9 protein-coding genes are annotated in these 15125 nt (G+C 45.9%); 3 read left to right on the forward strand and 6 right to left on the reverse strand.

What is annotated here, in order from left to right; all coding sequences use genetic code 11:
- Positions 1-234: 234 nt before the first annotated feature.
- From fre to trxA, 4 genes are all read right to left on the reverse strand, one after another.
- Positions 235-948, reverse strand: a complete 714-nt coding sequence (gene fre, locus FKQ60_RS09725; protein WP_154169373.1) for an NAD(P)H-flavin reductase — start codon at positions 946-948, stop codon at positions 235-237.
- A 179-nt stretch (positions 949-1127) separates the two neighbouring features.
- Positions 1128-2981, reverse strand: coding sequence for a 4-hydroxy-3-polyprenylbenzoate decarboxylase (ubiD, locus tag FKQ60_RS09730; RefSeq protein WP_170906398.1), 1854 nt, complete (start codon positions 2979-2981; stop codon positions 1128-1130).
- A 181-nt stretch (positions 2982-3162) separates the two neighbouring features.
- Complete coding sequence (gene rho / locus FKQ60_RS09735; RefSeq protein ID WP_040905638.1) at positions 3163-4422, reverse strand: transcription termination factor Rho; 1260 nt, start codon at positions 4420-4422, stop codon at positions 3163-3165.
- A 189-nt stretch (positions 4423-4611) separates the two neighbouring features.
- Positions 4612-4938 carry a thioredoxin TrxA gene (gene trxA, locus FKQ60_RS09740; RefSeq protein WP_004397310.1) on the reverse strand — a complete coding sequence of 109 codons (327 nt, stop codon included), beginning with the start codon at positions 4936-4938 and terminating at the stop codon, positions 4612-4614.
- A gap of 112 nt (positions 4939-5050) precedes the next feature.
- Here trxA and rhlB point away from each other — a divergent pair, with 112 nt between their 5' ends.
- A complete protein-coding gene (gene rhlB / locus FKQ60_RS09745) occupies positions 5051-6352 on the forward strand; it encodes an ATP-dependent RNA helicase RhlB (RefSeq protein ID WP_004397313.1) in 1302 nt (433 codons plus the stop codon).
- Positions 6353-6359: 7 nt separating this feature from the next.
- Positions 6360-7856 carry a guanosine-5'-triphosphate,3'-diphosphate diphosphatase gene (gppA, locus tag FKQ60_RS09750; RefSeq protein ID WP_154169375.1) on the forward strand — a complete coding sequence of 499 codons (1497 nt, stop codon included), beginning with the start codon at positions 6360-6362 and terminating at the stop codon, positions 7854-7856.
- A 53-nt stretch (positions 7857-7909) separates the two neighbouring features.
- On the opposite strand, the gene FKQ60_RS09755 is transcribed toward gppA, so the two are convergent.
- Together FKQ60_RS09755 and FKQ60_RS09760 are read right to left on the reverse strand one after the other, a co-directional pair.
- On the reverse strand, positions 7910-11344 hold the full coding sequence (locus FKQ60_RS09755) for a hybrid sensor histidine kinase/response regulator (protein ID WP_170906399.1): 3435 nt from the start codon (positions 11342-11344) through the stop codon (positions 7910-7912).
- Between the two features lie 89 nt (positions 11345-11433).
- A complete protein-coding gene (locus FKQ60_RS09760; protein ID WP_170906400.1) occupies positions 11434-12624 on the reverse strand; it encodes a 3-phenylpropionate MFS transporter in 1191 nt (396 codons plus the stop codon).
- Positions 12625-13301: 677 nt separating this feature from the next.
- Here FKQ60_RS09760 and FKQ60_RS09765 point away from each other — a divergent pair.
- Positions 13302-15125, forward strand: a complete 1824-nt coding sequence (locus FKQ60_RS09765) for a DUF294 nucleotidyltransferase-like domain-containing protein (protein ID WP_170906401.1) — start codon at positions 13302-13304, stop codon at positions 15123-15125.

A 15125-nucleotide genomic window follows, 5' to 3' on the forward strand; every position in this document is an offset into this window, starting at 1 on the left:
AATTCTAGCGAGTTAATTTGAAGAGTCAAACACTTTTTCAAATTTTCTTTTTTAGAAGCTTTCCCTCAACCAACACTGCCTGAAGCCTTGTGGCGTCTGCCGTGTCAGTGAGGGCGCATTATAGGGAGTTCGTTTGGCTTGGCAAGTGCTTTTTATCAAAATATCTTTAAAAAACGCACAAGCGACCAATTATTGAACATCACTGTACGCGTTTTAATCAATCGATGTCTTTTCTCATATAAACGCATAAGCATCGGCGAACATCCGCTCGCTGATTGCTTGTTTATGTTGGGTAAATTGATCTCTCGCTGCACCCGCCATATCAAATCGACCGGCTATATAGATATCAAATTCTGCTAATGAGTCAAAATCTGCCATCACCGCTTGTAATACATTGCCAATTTTGCCTGACCATTCTGCCGGTGCTTTTTCAACAACAGGAACAAAGTGAACATGGGCATATTGATCTGTTATCGTTTGTAGCTCTTGCAAAGCATAGAGCTGCGCTTCATCTCTGGCTCCCCAATAAAGATAAATCGGTGTGATATTGCCCAGTGCTAGACAGCGATCTAAAATCGAGCGAACATAACTAAATCCTGTGCCGCCTGCGATCAAGAGTAATGGTCGTTTCGCATCTTCTTGTAACCATGCCTCTCCGTGAGGCGCGTCGATCGTTACTTCGCCTTGCTGTTCAAGTGCTTGTTGCATAACCTGCACCACTTCCTGTGCGTAAGCATTATGTTCGGCCGCGCCAATATGAAGTTCCAGCTCTCCATTATCACGGCATGGACTACTGGCTATTGAGAAAGGCCGCTTATCTTTTTCACCCATTACCACCATAAGGTACTGGCCGGCTTTAAAAGCAACTGGTGTAGTCGGTTGCAGTAAAATCTGATAGGTATGATTGGCCAAAGGCTGAATCAACTTCACTTTACATTGAATGGTCATGACTTCCTCTTCCTTACTTAACCAAAGTAAGTGCTATATGACGTAAAAAGACTGAGCCAGTAACCTTTTACCCCAGCGACCTTTTCTTGGTAGGCATCCTTGCTGAGGTGATGACTGACTTCACCGATAAAAATAATGAATGTTTGATAACCAGACCTGACAAATACGCAGGCGATAGGTTAATCAATCTTTAACAAAGGCCACATTTGATCGACTTTAGCAACTAACTGAGGATCCTTCTTAATCGGAGTCCCCCATTCACGCTCGACTTCTCCAGCAAATTTATTAGTGGCATCGAAACCTAACTGACTGACAAAGGCATTGTGATTCTTATCGCTCACCGTATCACGTGCAGGATCCATACGGGTGGTAATCGCCCAGATAACATCATTCCAATCACGAACATTAACATCATCATCACAAAGTACCACAAATTTAACGTGAGCAAACTGAGATAAAAACTGCCATACCGCTTCAAGTATCCGTTGAGATTGTCCAGCTTGGACTTTTTCCATTGCCACGAGCGCAAATTGATTGTGAGCACTTTCAGGCAAATACAGATCGATCACTTGTGGATACTGTTCTTTAAAAACCGCAATGTCTTGTTCTGTTAACGATGCAAAGGTATTGGATGGATTGGGTTTATCACTGACTGATTCTGCTGGCCATTTACGAGTAGCATCTAAGCCCATTTTAGAACCCAACCCCACCACCGGCGAAGCAAAATCTAGCGAATCGATGGGGGTGTTTTCAATCATCAAACTGTCGCGAACCGGATCCATATGCTCACACATCGCTTGAATGACCGACGACCAATTTCGAGCATCAACGCTTTCATCACAGACAATCACAAACTTCGTATACATAAATTGACGGAGAAACGACCAAACTCCCATCATTACTCGCTTAGCATGACCTGGATATTGTTTTTTAATCGTGACTATCGCCATGCGATACGAGCAACCTTCCGGAGGCAAATAGAAATCAACAATTTCAGGAAACTGTTTTTGTAGTATCGGGACAAACACCTCATTTAATGCAACCCCTAGCACGGCAGGCTCATCAGGTGGGCGCCCGGTGTAAGTACTGTGATAAATCGGTTGTTGGCGCATGGTTACATGAGTAACCGTAAAGACGTGATGACGCTCAACTTCATTGTAATAACCGGTATGGTCACCATAAGGTCCTTCGTCAGCAAACTCATTAGGGTCAATATAACCTTCAAGGACAATTTCAGCACTCGCAGGGACCTCTAAGTCATTACTCACCGATTTAACCACTTCTGTTTTGCTACCACGTAATAAACCAGCAAAAGCATATTCAGATAGCGTATCAGGCACCGGAGTAACCGCACCAAGAATCGTTGCAGGATCAGCGCCAAAAGCGACCGAAATAGGGAAAGGCTCTCCCGGATGTGTTTCCATCCAATCTCGCAGATCGAGTGCACCACCACGATGCGCTAACCAACGCATAATAACTTTATTTTTAGCAATTTTTTGTTGACGGTAAATGCCTAAGTTCTGACGTTTTTTATTGGGGCCACGAGTAATAGTTAACCCCCAAGTTAATAAAGGAGCAACGTCATTAGGCCAACAGCTCATTACCGGAATATTATCTAAATTAACCTGTTCACCCTGCCAGATGATTTGTTGGCATGGTGCTTTTCGTAAACGCTTAACGGGCATATTAAGTACTTGCCGGAAAACGGGCAGCTTATCTAAGGCATCTTTAAAACCACGCGGAGGCTCAGGCTCTTTAAGATAAGCGAGCAATTTACCAACCTCACGCAAATCCTGTACACTTTCTCGGCCCATCCCCATGGCAACACGTTCGGGTGTACCAAATAAATTGGTCAATACTGGCAAGTCATAGCCAATTGGATTTTCAAATAACAGCGCTGGTCCGCCCGCTCGCAGTGTACGGTCACTGATTTCGGTCATTTCATAATGAGGATCAACCGGATGAGCAACGCGTTTTAACTCACCACGCTGTTCAAGATAGTCAATAAAATCACGTAAATCCTTAAAATTCATAAGCTTTCTTGTCGTTGATTACCTTGAACTTAGTATAACAAAAAAGCGCTTTATTTCAGCGCTCTTTCCACCATCTCTTTGTCTATTTAGTTAAAATCAACGTACGAGGTTGGATTTTTCCAAAAAAAAACACCACGCTAATAGTCTAATAGTGTGGTGTTTTAGAGGATTTTACTTCACTTTATTGACGGCGCATCGCATCAAAGAATTCATCGTTGGTTTTGGTCATGGCCAACTTATCAATCAGGAATTCCATCGCATCAGTTTCACCCATTGGATGAACAATCTTACGTAGAATCCACATTTTTTGCAGCTCATCCGTCTTCGTGAGCAACTCTTCGCGGCGCGTACCTGAACGGTTAAAATCTATCGCTGGGAAGACGCGTTTTTCAGCAATTTTACGATTAAGGTGCAGTTCCATGTTACCTGTCCCTTTAAATTCTTCGTAAATCACTTCATCCATTTTTGAGCCTGTATCGACAAGAGCGGTAGCAATAATGGTTAAGCTGCCTCCCTCTTCAACATTACGCGCGGCACCAAAGAAACGTTTAGGACGATGCAAAGCGTTAGCGTCAACACCACCCGTCAGTACTTTACCTGATGAAGGGACAACCGTATTGTAAGCACGAGCTAAACGGGTAATGGAGTCGAGTAAGATAACGACATCTTTTTTATGCTCAACCAAACGCTTGGCTTTTTCGATTACCATATCAGCCACTTGTACGTGACGCGATGCTGGTTCATCAAAGGTAGAAGCAATCACTTCACCTTTAACAAGGCGTTGCATTTCCGTGACTTCTTCTGGGCGTTCATCAATCAGTAATACCATCAAAACACACTCAGGGTGATTGTTAGCAATACTCTGGGCAATATTTTGCAATAACATGGTCTTACCCGCTTTTGGCGGAGCAACAATCAAACCACGCTGTCCTTTACCAATCGGAGCGGCAAGATCAAGAACTCGAGCAGTAATGTCTTCCGTAGAACCATTACCACGTTCCATCACCATGCGTTCATTAGCGTGTAAAGGTGTTAAGTTTTCGAAAAGAATTTTGTTGCGGGCGTTGTCAGGTTTGTCGTGGTTAACCGTGTTCACTTTAAGCAGTGCGAAGTAACGTTCACCTTCTTTGGGTGGACGGATTTTCCCAGCAATCGAGTCACCCGTGCGCAAGTTAAAGCGACGAATTTGGCTCGGTGACACATAGATGTCGTCAGGGCCAGCCAAGTAGGAGCTGTCTGCACTGCGTAAGAAACCAAAACCGTCTTGAAGAATTTCCAAGACCCCGTCGCCAAAAATATCTTCACCGCCTTTTGCATGTGCTTTAAGGATAGCGAAGATGATGTCTTGTTTTCTTAGACGCGCGAGGTTTTCAAGGCCTAGGCTCTCACCAAGTTTCACAAGATCAGACACAGGTCTGCTCTTCAATTCTGTTAGATTCATTGTGGTGGATACTTGTTTAGTCAAAATAGGATCTATTTTCTAGTTAAGATGGATTTGGTCTCAGGATTGACCAAGAAGTGAACACTTGTTTAATTAACGTGCGATAAACTAACACTAAAAATAAGCGTAGTCTAGAAAATGTTTTTTGCAAAAGAAAACCGCACGTGAGGTGCGGTTTTACACTTTGCGCTACAGATTGGCGTCCAAAAACTCTTTCAATTGAGTTTTAGACAACGCGCCAACTTTAGTTGCTGCAACACTACCATCTTTGAATAAAAGAAGGGTAGGAATACCGCGAATACCGAACTTAGGTGGCGTTCCTGCATTGTGGTCGATATTCAATTTACCGATAGTGAGTTTGCCTTGGTACTCTTCAGCGATTTCATCAAGAATCGGGGCGATCATTTTACATGGTCCGCACCATTCTGCCCAAAAATCGACTAGAACCGGGCCTGCAGCTTTGATCACATCGTTCTCAAAACTTTCATCAGAAAGCTGCAAAATTTTATCACTCATCTTCCACTCCAATGTGTTTTTCTGAACTGATTGCATAACAACCAGTAAATTAGATGCTCTATTGGAATGTATTTACTTCCGTATTGCAAGTGTAAGCTGATATTCTATAGTAATGAAAAAGACACACATCACAGAGCAAAAGTTCGCCGACTTCGGTTTACACCCGCAAGTCATTGAAGGATTGGATAAAAAAGGGTTTGAATATTGTACCCCGATCCAAGCCTTGGCGTTGCCGGTCCTGCTCACCGGCCAAGACATTGCAGGCCAGGCCCAAACGGGCACTGGTAAAACCCTTGCGTTTCTTACTGCTACCTTCAATCACTTACTGACGACCCCTGAAGCGGAAGGACGAAAACCTAATCAGCCTCGCGCCATCATCATGGCCCCGACGCGTGAATTAGCGATTCAAATTTATAACGATGCAGAATCATTAATTGCAACTACGGGCATAAAAACTGCGCTAGCGTATGGTGGTGAAAGCTACGATAAGCAACTGGCTAAAATTCAAGAAGGCGTCGATGTATTAATCGGTACCACCGGACGTATCATCGATTTCTATAAACAAAAAGCGTTCAACCTTAACCATATTCAAGCCGTTGTGTTGGACGAAGCCGATCGGATGTTTGATTTAGGCTTTATTAAAGATATCCGTTTCTTATTCCGCCGTATGCCCGAGCCTAAAGAACGTCTCAATATGCTCTTTTCTGCCACGTTGTCTTATCGTGTTCAGGAACTGGCCTTTGAGCACATGCATAATCCAGAGCATGTGGTCGTGGAAGCGACCCAAAAAACCGGCCACCGCATTAAAGAAGAGCTGTTCTACCCTTCAAATGAACATAAAATGGCCCTTTTACAAACCATTATTGAAGAAGAATGGCCAGATAAAGCGATTGTTTTTGCCAATACTAAACATCGCTGTGAACAGGTTTGGGGAAGTTTAGCCGCTGACGGACATCGAGTGGGTCTACTGACAGGTGATGTACCTCAGAAAAAACGTGAACGTATCTTAGAACAATTTACCCAAGGTGAATTGGACATTTTGGTCGCTACCGATGTTGCTGCTCGTGGATTGCATATTCCTTTAGTGACTCATGTTTTTAACTATGATTTACCTGACGATAGCGAAGATTATGTCCACCGTATTGGCCGAACAGGTCGAGCGGGAGAAAGTGGTTCTTCGATCAGTTTTGCCTGTGAAGAGTACGCCGTCAATCTACCTGCGATTGAAGAGTATATTGAGCACTCGATTCCGATGTCGGATTACGATCCAACCGCGCTATTGACCGATTTACCCAAGCCATTAACTCTGCGTTCTTCATCGCAGCAACGTCGGACTAACACCACAGGATCACGTTCAGGTAACCGAAAGCCACAACGTCGTCCACGTGCACCACGACCGAAAAAGGATTCGTAATTTATCTATGAGTCACCACACTTCTTCACCGCTCTATGCGGCTATCGACCTAGGTTCTAACAGCTTTCATATGTTGGTGGTTCGTCACGTCGATGGCAGTGTGCAAACCCTAGCGAAAATTAAACGCAAGGTTCGCTTAGCTGCTGGATTGGATGAACAGAATGCATTAAGTCAAGAAGCGATGCAGCGTGGCTGGGATTGTTTAAGTTTGTTTGCCGAGCGCCTACAAGATATTCCTGCGCCACATATTAAGATTGTCGGTACCGCGACGCTACGCACGGCAATCAATGCTGAGCAATTCTTGCAAAAAGCAAATGCCATTTTAGGTCACCCTATCGAAGTTATTACCGGAGAAGAAGAAGCGGCAACCATTTATAAAGGTGTAGCTCATACCTCTGGAGGTATGGGTCGGCGATTAGTGGTTGATATTGGTGGTGCTAGCACAGAGTTGATTATTGGTGAAGGGTTTGAAGCTAATGCGTTAACCAGCTTAAAAATGGGCTGTGTTACGTGGTTAGAGCGACATTTTAAAGATCGCCAACTCAATACCAGTAACTTTAACAATGCCATTTATGCGGCAAAGCAAATGCTAGACCCCATCTTGGATACTTATCGCCAATTGGGTTGGAATGTCTGCGTCGGAGCCAGTGGTACCGTTCAAGCGCTACAAGAGATCATGTTGGCGCAAGGGATGGATGAGATCATCACCCTCCCGAAACTCAAACGCTTGCAAAAGCAGGCGATGCTAGCGGATCACCTTGAAGAATTGGATATTGAAGGTTTAACTTTAGAACGTGCTTTAGTCTTTCCGAGCGGCTTATCGATCTTAATCGCTATTTTTGAGTCACTCAATATTGAAGCCATGACACTGGCCGGTGGCGCATTACGTGAAGGGTTAGTCTATGAGATGGTCGAGACTCTTCGTCAAGAGGACATCCGCGCTCGCACCATTCAAAGCATCCAAAAACGCTATCAGATTGACCGTCAATACGCTCAACAGGTGGCCACTCTCGCCAGTCGACTGCTTGCCCAGTGTGGCGGAGAGAGCTGGGCTCCTGAACCACAAGCGGAAATGTTATTACGCAGTGCTGCACAATTGCATGAAATTGGTTTAGCGATTGATTTTCGCAAAGGGGGCGAGCACAGCGCGTACTTGCTACAACATCTCGATTTACCCGGTTACACCCGTGCGCAAAAACAATATTTAGCCGAGCTCACCCGTCGTTACCGAGAACAACTGACCTCACTACCCGAGCAACATGCTCTTTCTGGAACCACGGGAAAACGCTTATTACGTTTGTTGCGTTTGGCGGTGCTGCTCAGCCACCGACGTCATCCGGCCTTAGAGCCTGAAGTGCAGCTTGAGGCGCAAGGCGATAATTTAACGTTAACCATCAATCAACAGTGGTTACAAGACAATCCGCTCACTCGTAGTGAATTGGAACTGGAAGCTAACCGTCAAACCGACATTGGTTGGCCATTAACGATCAATAGCGACCAGTAGCGCGAGCGCTCCGTCAACTCATCCTACCCCCGACGACTCAGGGGTAGGATGATTTATCGGCACTGATTCAATAAAGCACGCAATTTCAAAGGTTTGATTGGCTTAGCCATAAAACTAAAACCTCCAGCTTGAATGCCTTCGACAATGTCTGGGTTACGATCAGCACTGATGATCACCCCAAAAAAACAATCGCCTAACCTTAAGCGGCACTGTTGCAAAACTTCTAAGCCGGTTCGGCCATGATCGAGTCGATAGTCGGATAAAATAACATCAGGAACCCATTGCTGTTCTAATGCTTGCAAGCTTGACAACAAATCAACGGCGGTTTTTACCTCACAGCCCCAACGCTCTAATAATTGTCGCATCCCGACTAAAATATCCGGCTCATTATCAACGCATAACACTCGCAGATAGCTCAGATCAGATAACGTTTCCGTCGCTTTCAGCCTAGGCGTTGGTACAGAGATCGCTTGCGAACGAGGTAAAGTAAGCGAAAAAACGCTGCCTTTGCCTGGCCAAGAACGCATGGTAATAGCATGATCTAATGCCTGAGCAATGCCTTTTGATATCGCTAAACCTAAGCCGAGACCTTGATCAGAACGAATCTGCCCACCGCGATTAAACTCTTCAAAAATTTCCTGCTGTTTATCTTCAGCAATCCCAAAACCGTTATCCCATACTTCAATACGCACCATGGTTTGACTGCGACGCACCCCAAGTACGACTCGCCCTTGCGGACTATAGCGAAAAGCATTAGTGAGAAAATTTTGAATGACGCGACGCAGTAACTTCGGATCCGACTGAACATATAACGAAGAAGGCACCATATGAAATTGTACCTGCTGCTGCTTAGCCAACGCACTAAACTCGGCCTGTAAATGAGTTAACATGCTATGGATTGGAAACGTATGCTGATGAATATCTAACTTACCCGACTCTAAACGTGAGATATCCAGTAAATCACCAATTAAATCTTCCGCAGCGCTAAGTGCGCTTTCGATATGATGCGCTAACCGTTGAGACTCTTGCTCTTTAGCCACTTCAGATAAAGACGATGCAAATAAACGAGCCGCATTTAATGGCTGCATTAAATCATGGCTCACCGCGGCTAAGAAACGCGATTTCGATTGTGATTCACGCTCTGCTTTTTGAGTGGCGACAACCAACTGTTGGTTTAGTTTTTCTAACTCTCGCGTCCGCTCAACCACTCGCTCTTCCAAGTGTTCGTTGGCCTCTTTTAAGTTACGTTCAGCATTGCGAAACACCGTGATATCACTAAAGCTCATCACAAACCCACCACCGGGCATCGGATTGCCTTGCACTTCAATCACTCGCCCATCACTGCGCATTCTAGATGAGGTATGCCTTGAACCTTGTTGTAAATACTCGACGCGCTTTCGAACATGATCTTCAGGATCACCCGGCCCACATAATCCCTGTTGAGCATTATGACGAATAATATCGGCAATCGGCCGCCCAACTTGGATTAACCCTGCAGGAAAATGAAACAACTCTAAATAACGTTGGTTCCAAGCCACTAGCCTAAGCTGTTTATCGACTACCGCAATCCCTTGTCCGATATGCTCAATCGCGCCTTGTAGCAAACCCCGACTAAAATCATACAGCTCAGAGGCTTCATCAACGATGGTCGCCACTTCTTCCAACTGCATTTTTCGGCCCTGTAGCGCCGAAGTCAGGACTAACTTAGCCGAAGAAGCACCAAAAACCCCCGCTAGCACACGTTCTGTATGGCGAATCAATCCTGCGGGCGCTTGTTGATTAGGCATTAAACTGACGTTTTGCTGAGCCCAAAACTGAGCAAAAGCACTGCGCACCCGGGAACGTCCGACAAAACGCGCCGCAAGCATTTCTAACTCAGCCACCGTAACCCGACTTTGGTAGAGGCTCATGTTTTCATTTTCAGGCAGTGGCGTGCCAATAAATGAAGCCGCTTGTAAGCGCTCACTTAAGCTTGAGCGAGTCACTAACGATACGACAACATAACACAGCGTATTGAGTGATACGCTGAGTAGCATTCCCCAATCGACGCGACTCATTCCCAGCTCATATAACCATGAGGGCGGAGTGATCAACCATAATAAAACGTTATTTTGCGCATCCCCAGCGAGCATTTGTGTTGCGCTCATGAGAGTGATAAGCCACAAGGTGAACCCAACCGCTAACCCCACATAAACGCCTTTGCGATTGCCATCTCGCCAGTACATTCCGCCAAGCAAAGCTGGGGCAAATTGGGTAATCGCCGAAAAAGAAAGAAAGCCAATCGCAGACAGAGAAGGAATGCTATCGAGGGCAAGATAAAATCCCCACGCGCCCAATAGCAATAATAAAATCAGGGTGCGACGAATAATCACCAATAAACCAGAGAAATGACGGTGGTTACGATGTGTTAAGCGCATGCGGCGTAACAACAGAGGCATAACAAGATCATTCGAAACCATGATCGCCAACGCTATCGTCGATACAATCACCATCCCCGACGCAGCCGAAGTACCGCCTAAAAAAGCCAATAAGGCAATCTGCTCAGCCCCGACGTGCATAGGAATACTCAGCACTAACGTATCGGCAGGAGCATTAGGTAGTAGCGCTTGACCAACCCAAGCTATCGGTAAAACAAATAGCCCCATCAACATTAAATACAGAGGAAAAAGCCAGCGGGCGGTGTGCAAATCTTGCGGTCGCTCATTTTCTACCACCATGGTATGAAATTGGCGTGGTAGGCAGATAATCGCCAGCATGGTTAACAGAGTATGGACCAATAATGTCGGCCAATTGGGGGCTTGATACGTTTGCTCGGCAATCGCCAACACGTCGATGGCGTGATCCGAAAAAATCACATAACCAACAAACAAGCCCACCGCCAAAAAGGCCACCAATTTCACTATCGATTCAAACGCAATGGCCATCATCATGCCACGATGATGCTCGGTATTATCAATATGGCGCGTACCAAACAACATGGTAAATAACGCCAACGCCAAAACCACAAACCAAGAAATATGGTCATCTTGATAGCCAAATTGAGCGTACAAATCCGGAGCAACCACATTCAGTCCCATGATGATGCCACGTAACTGCAAAGCGATATAAGGCAATATTCCGGCAACCGCGATTAAGGTCACCGTGACGGCTAACCCTTGCGACTTGCCGTAACGTGCACCGATAAAATCGGCAATCGAGGTAATGTGCTCACGTTTAGCAATCAAGATCAGCCGTGCTAATACCCGCCAACCAAAAATAAACACCAGCATCGGTGCAAGATAGATAGGTAAAAAAGACCAAGGATTGGCACTGGCTTGACCGACCGTGCCATAAAAGGTCCATGACGTGCAATACACCGCAATCGATAGACTGTAAATCCAAGGCCGCCAGTGCGCTAACCAGCGCGTTTGTCTATCGCCATACCACGCAATCAAAAAGAGTACGCCTAAATACATCAGCGAAACTGGGATTACGATCCATCCATGCATTAGGAATCCTTTTTTCTGCGCCTAAAAAAACCTCTCCTTAAGGAGAGGTTATTTAACAAAGGATTCGCTCACAACTCAATCACTGAGCATCAATTCTGTGCTTCAGGCTCAGCTTTAACCGCTTGTCCATCTTGTAAGGCTGAACTCGGTAACTCAACCTTAATCAATAGTGCTACCCCACCCATTGCTGCCATGACCCAAAACACTCCCGCACCAAAGTGATCGTATCCCCAGCCACTGAGCGTGGTTAGCAACGCAATAACCGCACCAAGAGGAATAGCGTTATACAGCGCTTGTAAAGCCACCATTTTATTTTGAGGCGAATGCTGAATATATTGAATCGCGGCAATATGCGCCATCGCAAACGTGACGCCATGCAGCAGTTGAATCGCGACTAACGCGATGATCGCCGTTGTCGAAGCGGTCAGTCCCCAACGCAACATGCCCCCTAGGGCGGCCACCACGAACAACGCTCGTAGACTCCATCCGGCAAATAAACGCTTACTTAAGGCGAACACCAGAACCTCAGCGACTACCCCCAAGCTCCATAAATAGCCGATGATCGCTTCCGAGTGCCCAGCTTGCTTCCAGTGAATCGCACTAAAACTGTAGTAAGCGGCGTGGCTGCCTTGAATCAAAGCCATCAATAACAAAAACTTAATCACAGGTAATTCACGCAGTAACTGCGTTAATTTAGGGCGCACAGCGTGAGCGTGACTTTCAGTAACAGGCATCACCTGCGGGTTACGCAGACTGAACAGCAAAGTGATTGCCGCACCAAATAAGGCGGTATAGAGAATCATGCTACTGCCGTATAACGCCACCAAATAGCCAACTACTGTCGACCCGGCAATAAAAGCCACCGATCCCCATAAACGAGAACGACCGTAATCAAGTAATTGATGTTTCGCGTAAAAATTAGCCATCGCATCAGAAAGCGGAACAATCGGCCCACAACAGAGGTTAAATAACACCGTTGCCAAGGCCATTAGCCAAAAACTGCCGCCAGTAAAAAAGTGAAACGCGATAAATAATAACGCCGCTAAACTGAGCCAACGTAAAGCAGGTAACAAATGTTCGACTTTATGGATCCGTGGTGTAAACAGTAAATTCGCCACACAACGGGTTGCAAAACCAATCCCGACTAATACGCCAATATCCGTCGCCGACACACCTTGATCGGCAAACCACAATGACCAAAACGGTAAATAAACCCCGTAAGCAAAAAAGAAACCAATAAAGTATTGGGATATCCACCCAAAAGGGGAAGGGTTCAACATAACAGATCCTAAATAATTCATCGCCCAAAGCACAGGGTCCCTGCCAACGCGTCACTCGCCGCTAACCGCACTGAACATCACCCACAGAGAAAGCACATCAGACACCGATAATAACCGGCGATTATGCAATAAGTCCCTAAAACTAAAAAGGGATCTTTCATCGCCTTGTCGATTTCCCTGTTGTTTGACGAACGCTAAGCGGTCAATGATTAGGGTCTGTTTATCTTTCGAGCTGATTTTTGCAGCAGTTTGTGGCTGCTTTATACAAGGCAGAGGCTTTGATATGTAGTTACTCTACCTGAGAAGCCGATAACGCCGTAGAAAGGAGCCACAAACGCTGCCCGAAGGGTTCGGCTAAAAGTGTTTTACTCTTTGTTGGGAGGTGTTTTGCCTAGAATAACTAGGCTACAAACCTCTCGCCGCGATTAAAACACTTTTATCTCGAACAAAATTTAACCACGAAAGATAAACAGACCCTAGAATCTCAGAGGAGAAAAACAGATAACTGTCGATAGTCCATCGATTATCGCCAATTCGATTGCACCAACATTAGACCAAAGTCGTCTGGAGAGCTTAAGAAAAGCAGCCACACTTATCGATAAGTGCGGCGGATTGATTCGCGTCGTAAAGCAGACAGAACAAAGAGCAAGCATCCCACTTATCAAGGTGAGTTAACTATGCCGGACAAATTTAACATGCTCTCGCCTCCCTTTAGCAGCTTAACCGAGGCCCAACAACAGCGATTGCGCGCCGCTTTAGATATTGCTTACTATCGTGAGCACGACGTGTTGATCCAACAGGGACAAGCGTGTCATCAACTGTGGATTCTGATCAAAGGCACGGTAGAAGAGCGCTCAGTGGACGGTAAAACGCTCTATGCTCACTACACTAATGAAGATATGTTTGACGTGCGAGCTCTGTTTGAAACCTCCGCCAAGCATCAATACGTCGCACTAGAAGACACCTTAAGTTATTTGCTACCCAAAAAAGTTTTTCTGGCTCTGTGCCGTGAAAATCGCCAATTTTCGGCGTATTTCGAAACCAACTTGGCCAAGCGTCAAGAGCTGATTGAAGTCGCCCAGCAGCAGAAAAATCTGGCTGAGTTTATTCTGACCAAAATAGAACCTGAGCTCTACCTTGCGCCAACGTTGGTCAAACCCGATCAGACCTTAGCTGAAGTCACTCAAGAGATGAAAAGTCGCCGCGTGGATGCGGCCTTAGTCGAATGGCCTATCGGTGACCGACGCGCAGACTCCTCAGATACTCCCCCCTATGGCATCGTTACCCGCAGTAATCTTTTACATGCAATTATGTTAGAAGGTCATACACAACAGACTGAAGTCGGCGAGATAGCCACCTCTCCCATCCTGCATATCCAACAAGGCGATTTCCTGTTTAACGCAATGATCAGCATGACGAGGCACAAGGTCAAACGCTTGGTGGTCTGTGAAGGACGTAAAGCCGTGGGTATTTTATCGATGGTCCAAATCTTAAGTGCTTTTTCGACCCACTCCCACGTTTTAACGCTCACCATTGCTCGCGCCACGAGCATTGATGAGTTGGCTTTTGCGGCGAACAAGCAGCAGCAACTGGTCGAAAGCCTACTCAACCGAGGAATAAGAACGCGCTTTATCATGGAACTGATCGCGGCAGTTAATGAGCAGATCATCGAAAAAGCCTTCCAACTGATCGTACCCAGTGAAGCGCAACAGCAGTGCTGCTTTGTCGTCTTAGGCTCAGAAGGGCGCGGTGAGCAGATCCTCAAAACCGATCAAGACAATGCATTAATCATCGCCGATGAAGCTCAATGGTCTCACTCTACACCATGGCTAGAAACGCTCACCCACACTTTAGTCCAGCTTGGCTACCCGCTCTGTCCGGGTAAAGTCATGGTCAATAATCCTGACTGGGTACAATCACAAACCGATTGGCAAACGACCATCAGCCATTGGATTCAGACAAGGCGACCCGAGCACATGCTCAACCTCGCTATCTTTGCTGATGCCTACCCAGTAGCAGGAAATAAAGCCTTACTCGCACCAGTAAAACACCATTTACAGACCCGCATCTACGGGCAATATGCGGTGTTGGCTGAGTTTACTCGTCCAGCACTGAATTTTTCGCTACCCCTGACCTTATTTGGCCACCTTAAATCGAGTAAATCCGGCTTGGACATTAAGAAAGGGGGGATTTTTCCTATTGTTCATGGCGTGCGGGCGCTAAGTCTTGAATATCAGATCAGCAGCACGAATACCTTTCAACGCATTGAAGCACTGCAGGCACAACAGGCATTAGAAAAACAGACCGCTGATAACCTAAGAGAAGCGTTAAAGCTGTTTTTAAAATTGCGCCTAGCGCAACAAATCACTAACCAACATCACGCCAATCATATTCAGCTTGGTCAGCTCGATCGCACTGAAAGAGACTTACTGCGTCACAGCCTGCATGTCGTGAAAAAGTTTAAGCAATGGTTGAGTTATCATTACCAAATTAGGGAGTAA

The organism is Vibrio sp. A11 (genome assembly GCF_013048705.1).
In the GTDB taxonomy this organism is placed as follows: Bacteria; Pseudomonadota; Gammaproteobacteria; order Enterobacterales; family Vibrionaceae; genus Vibrio; species Vibrio metschnikovii.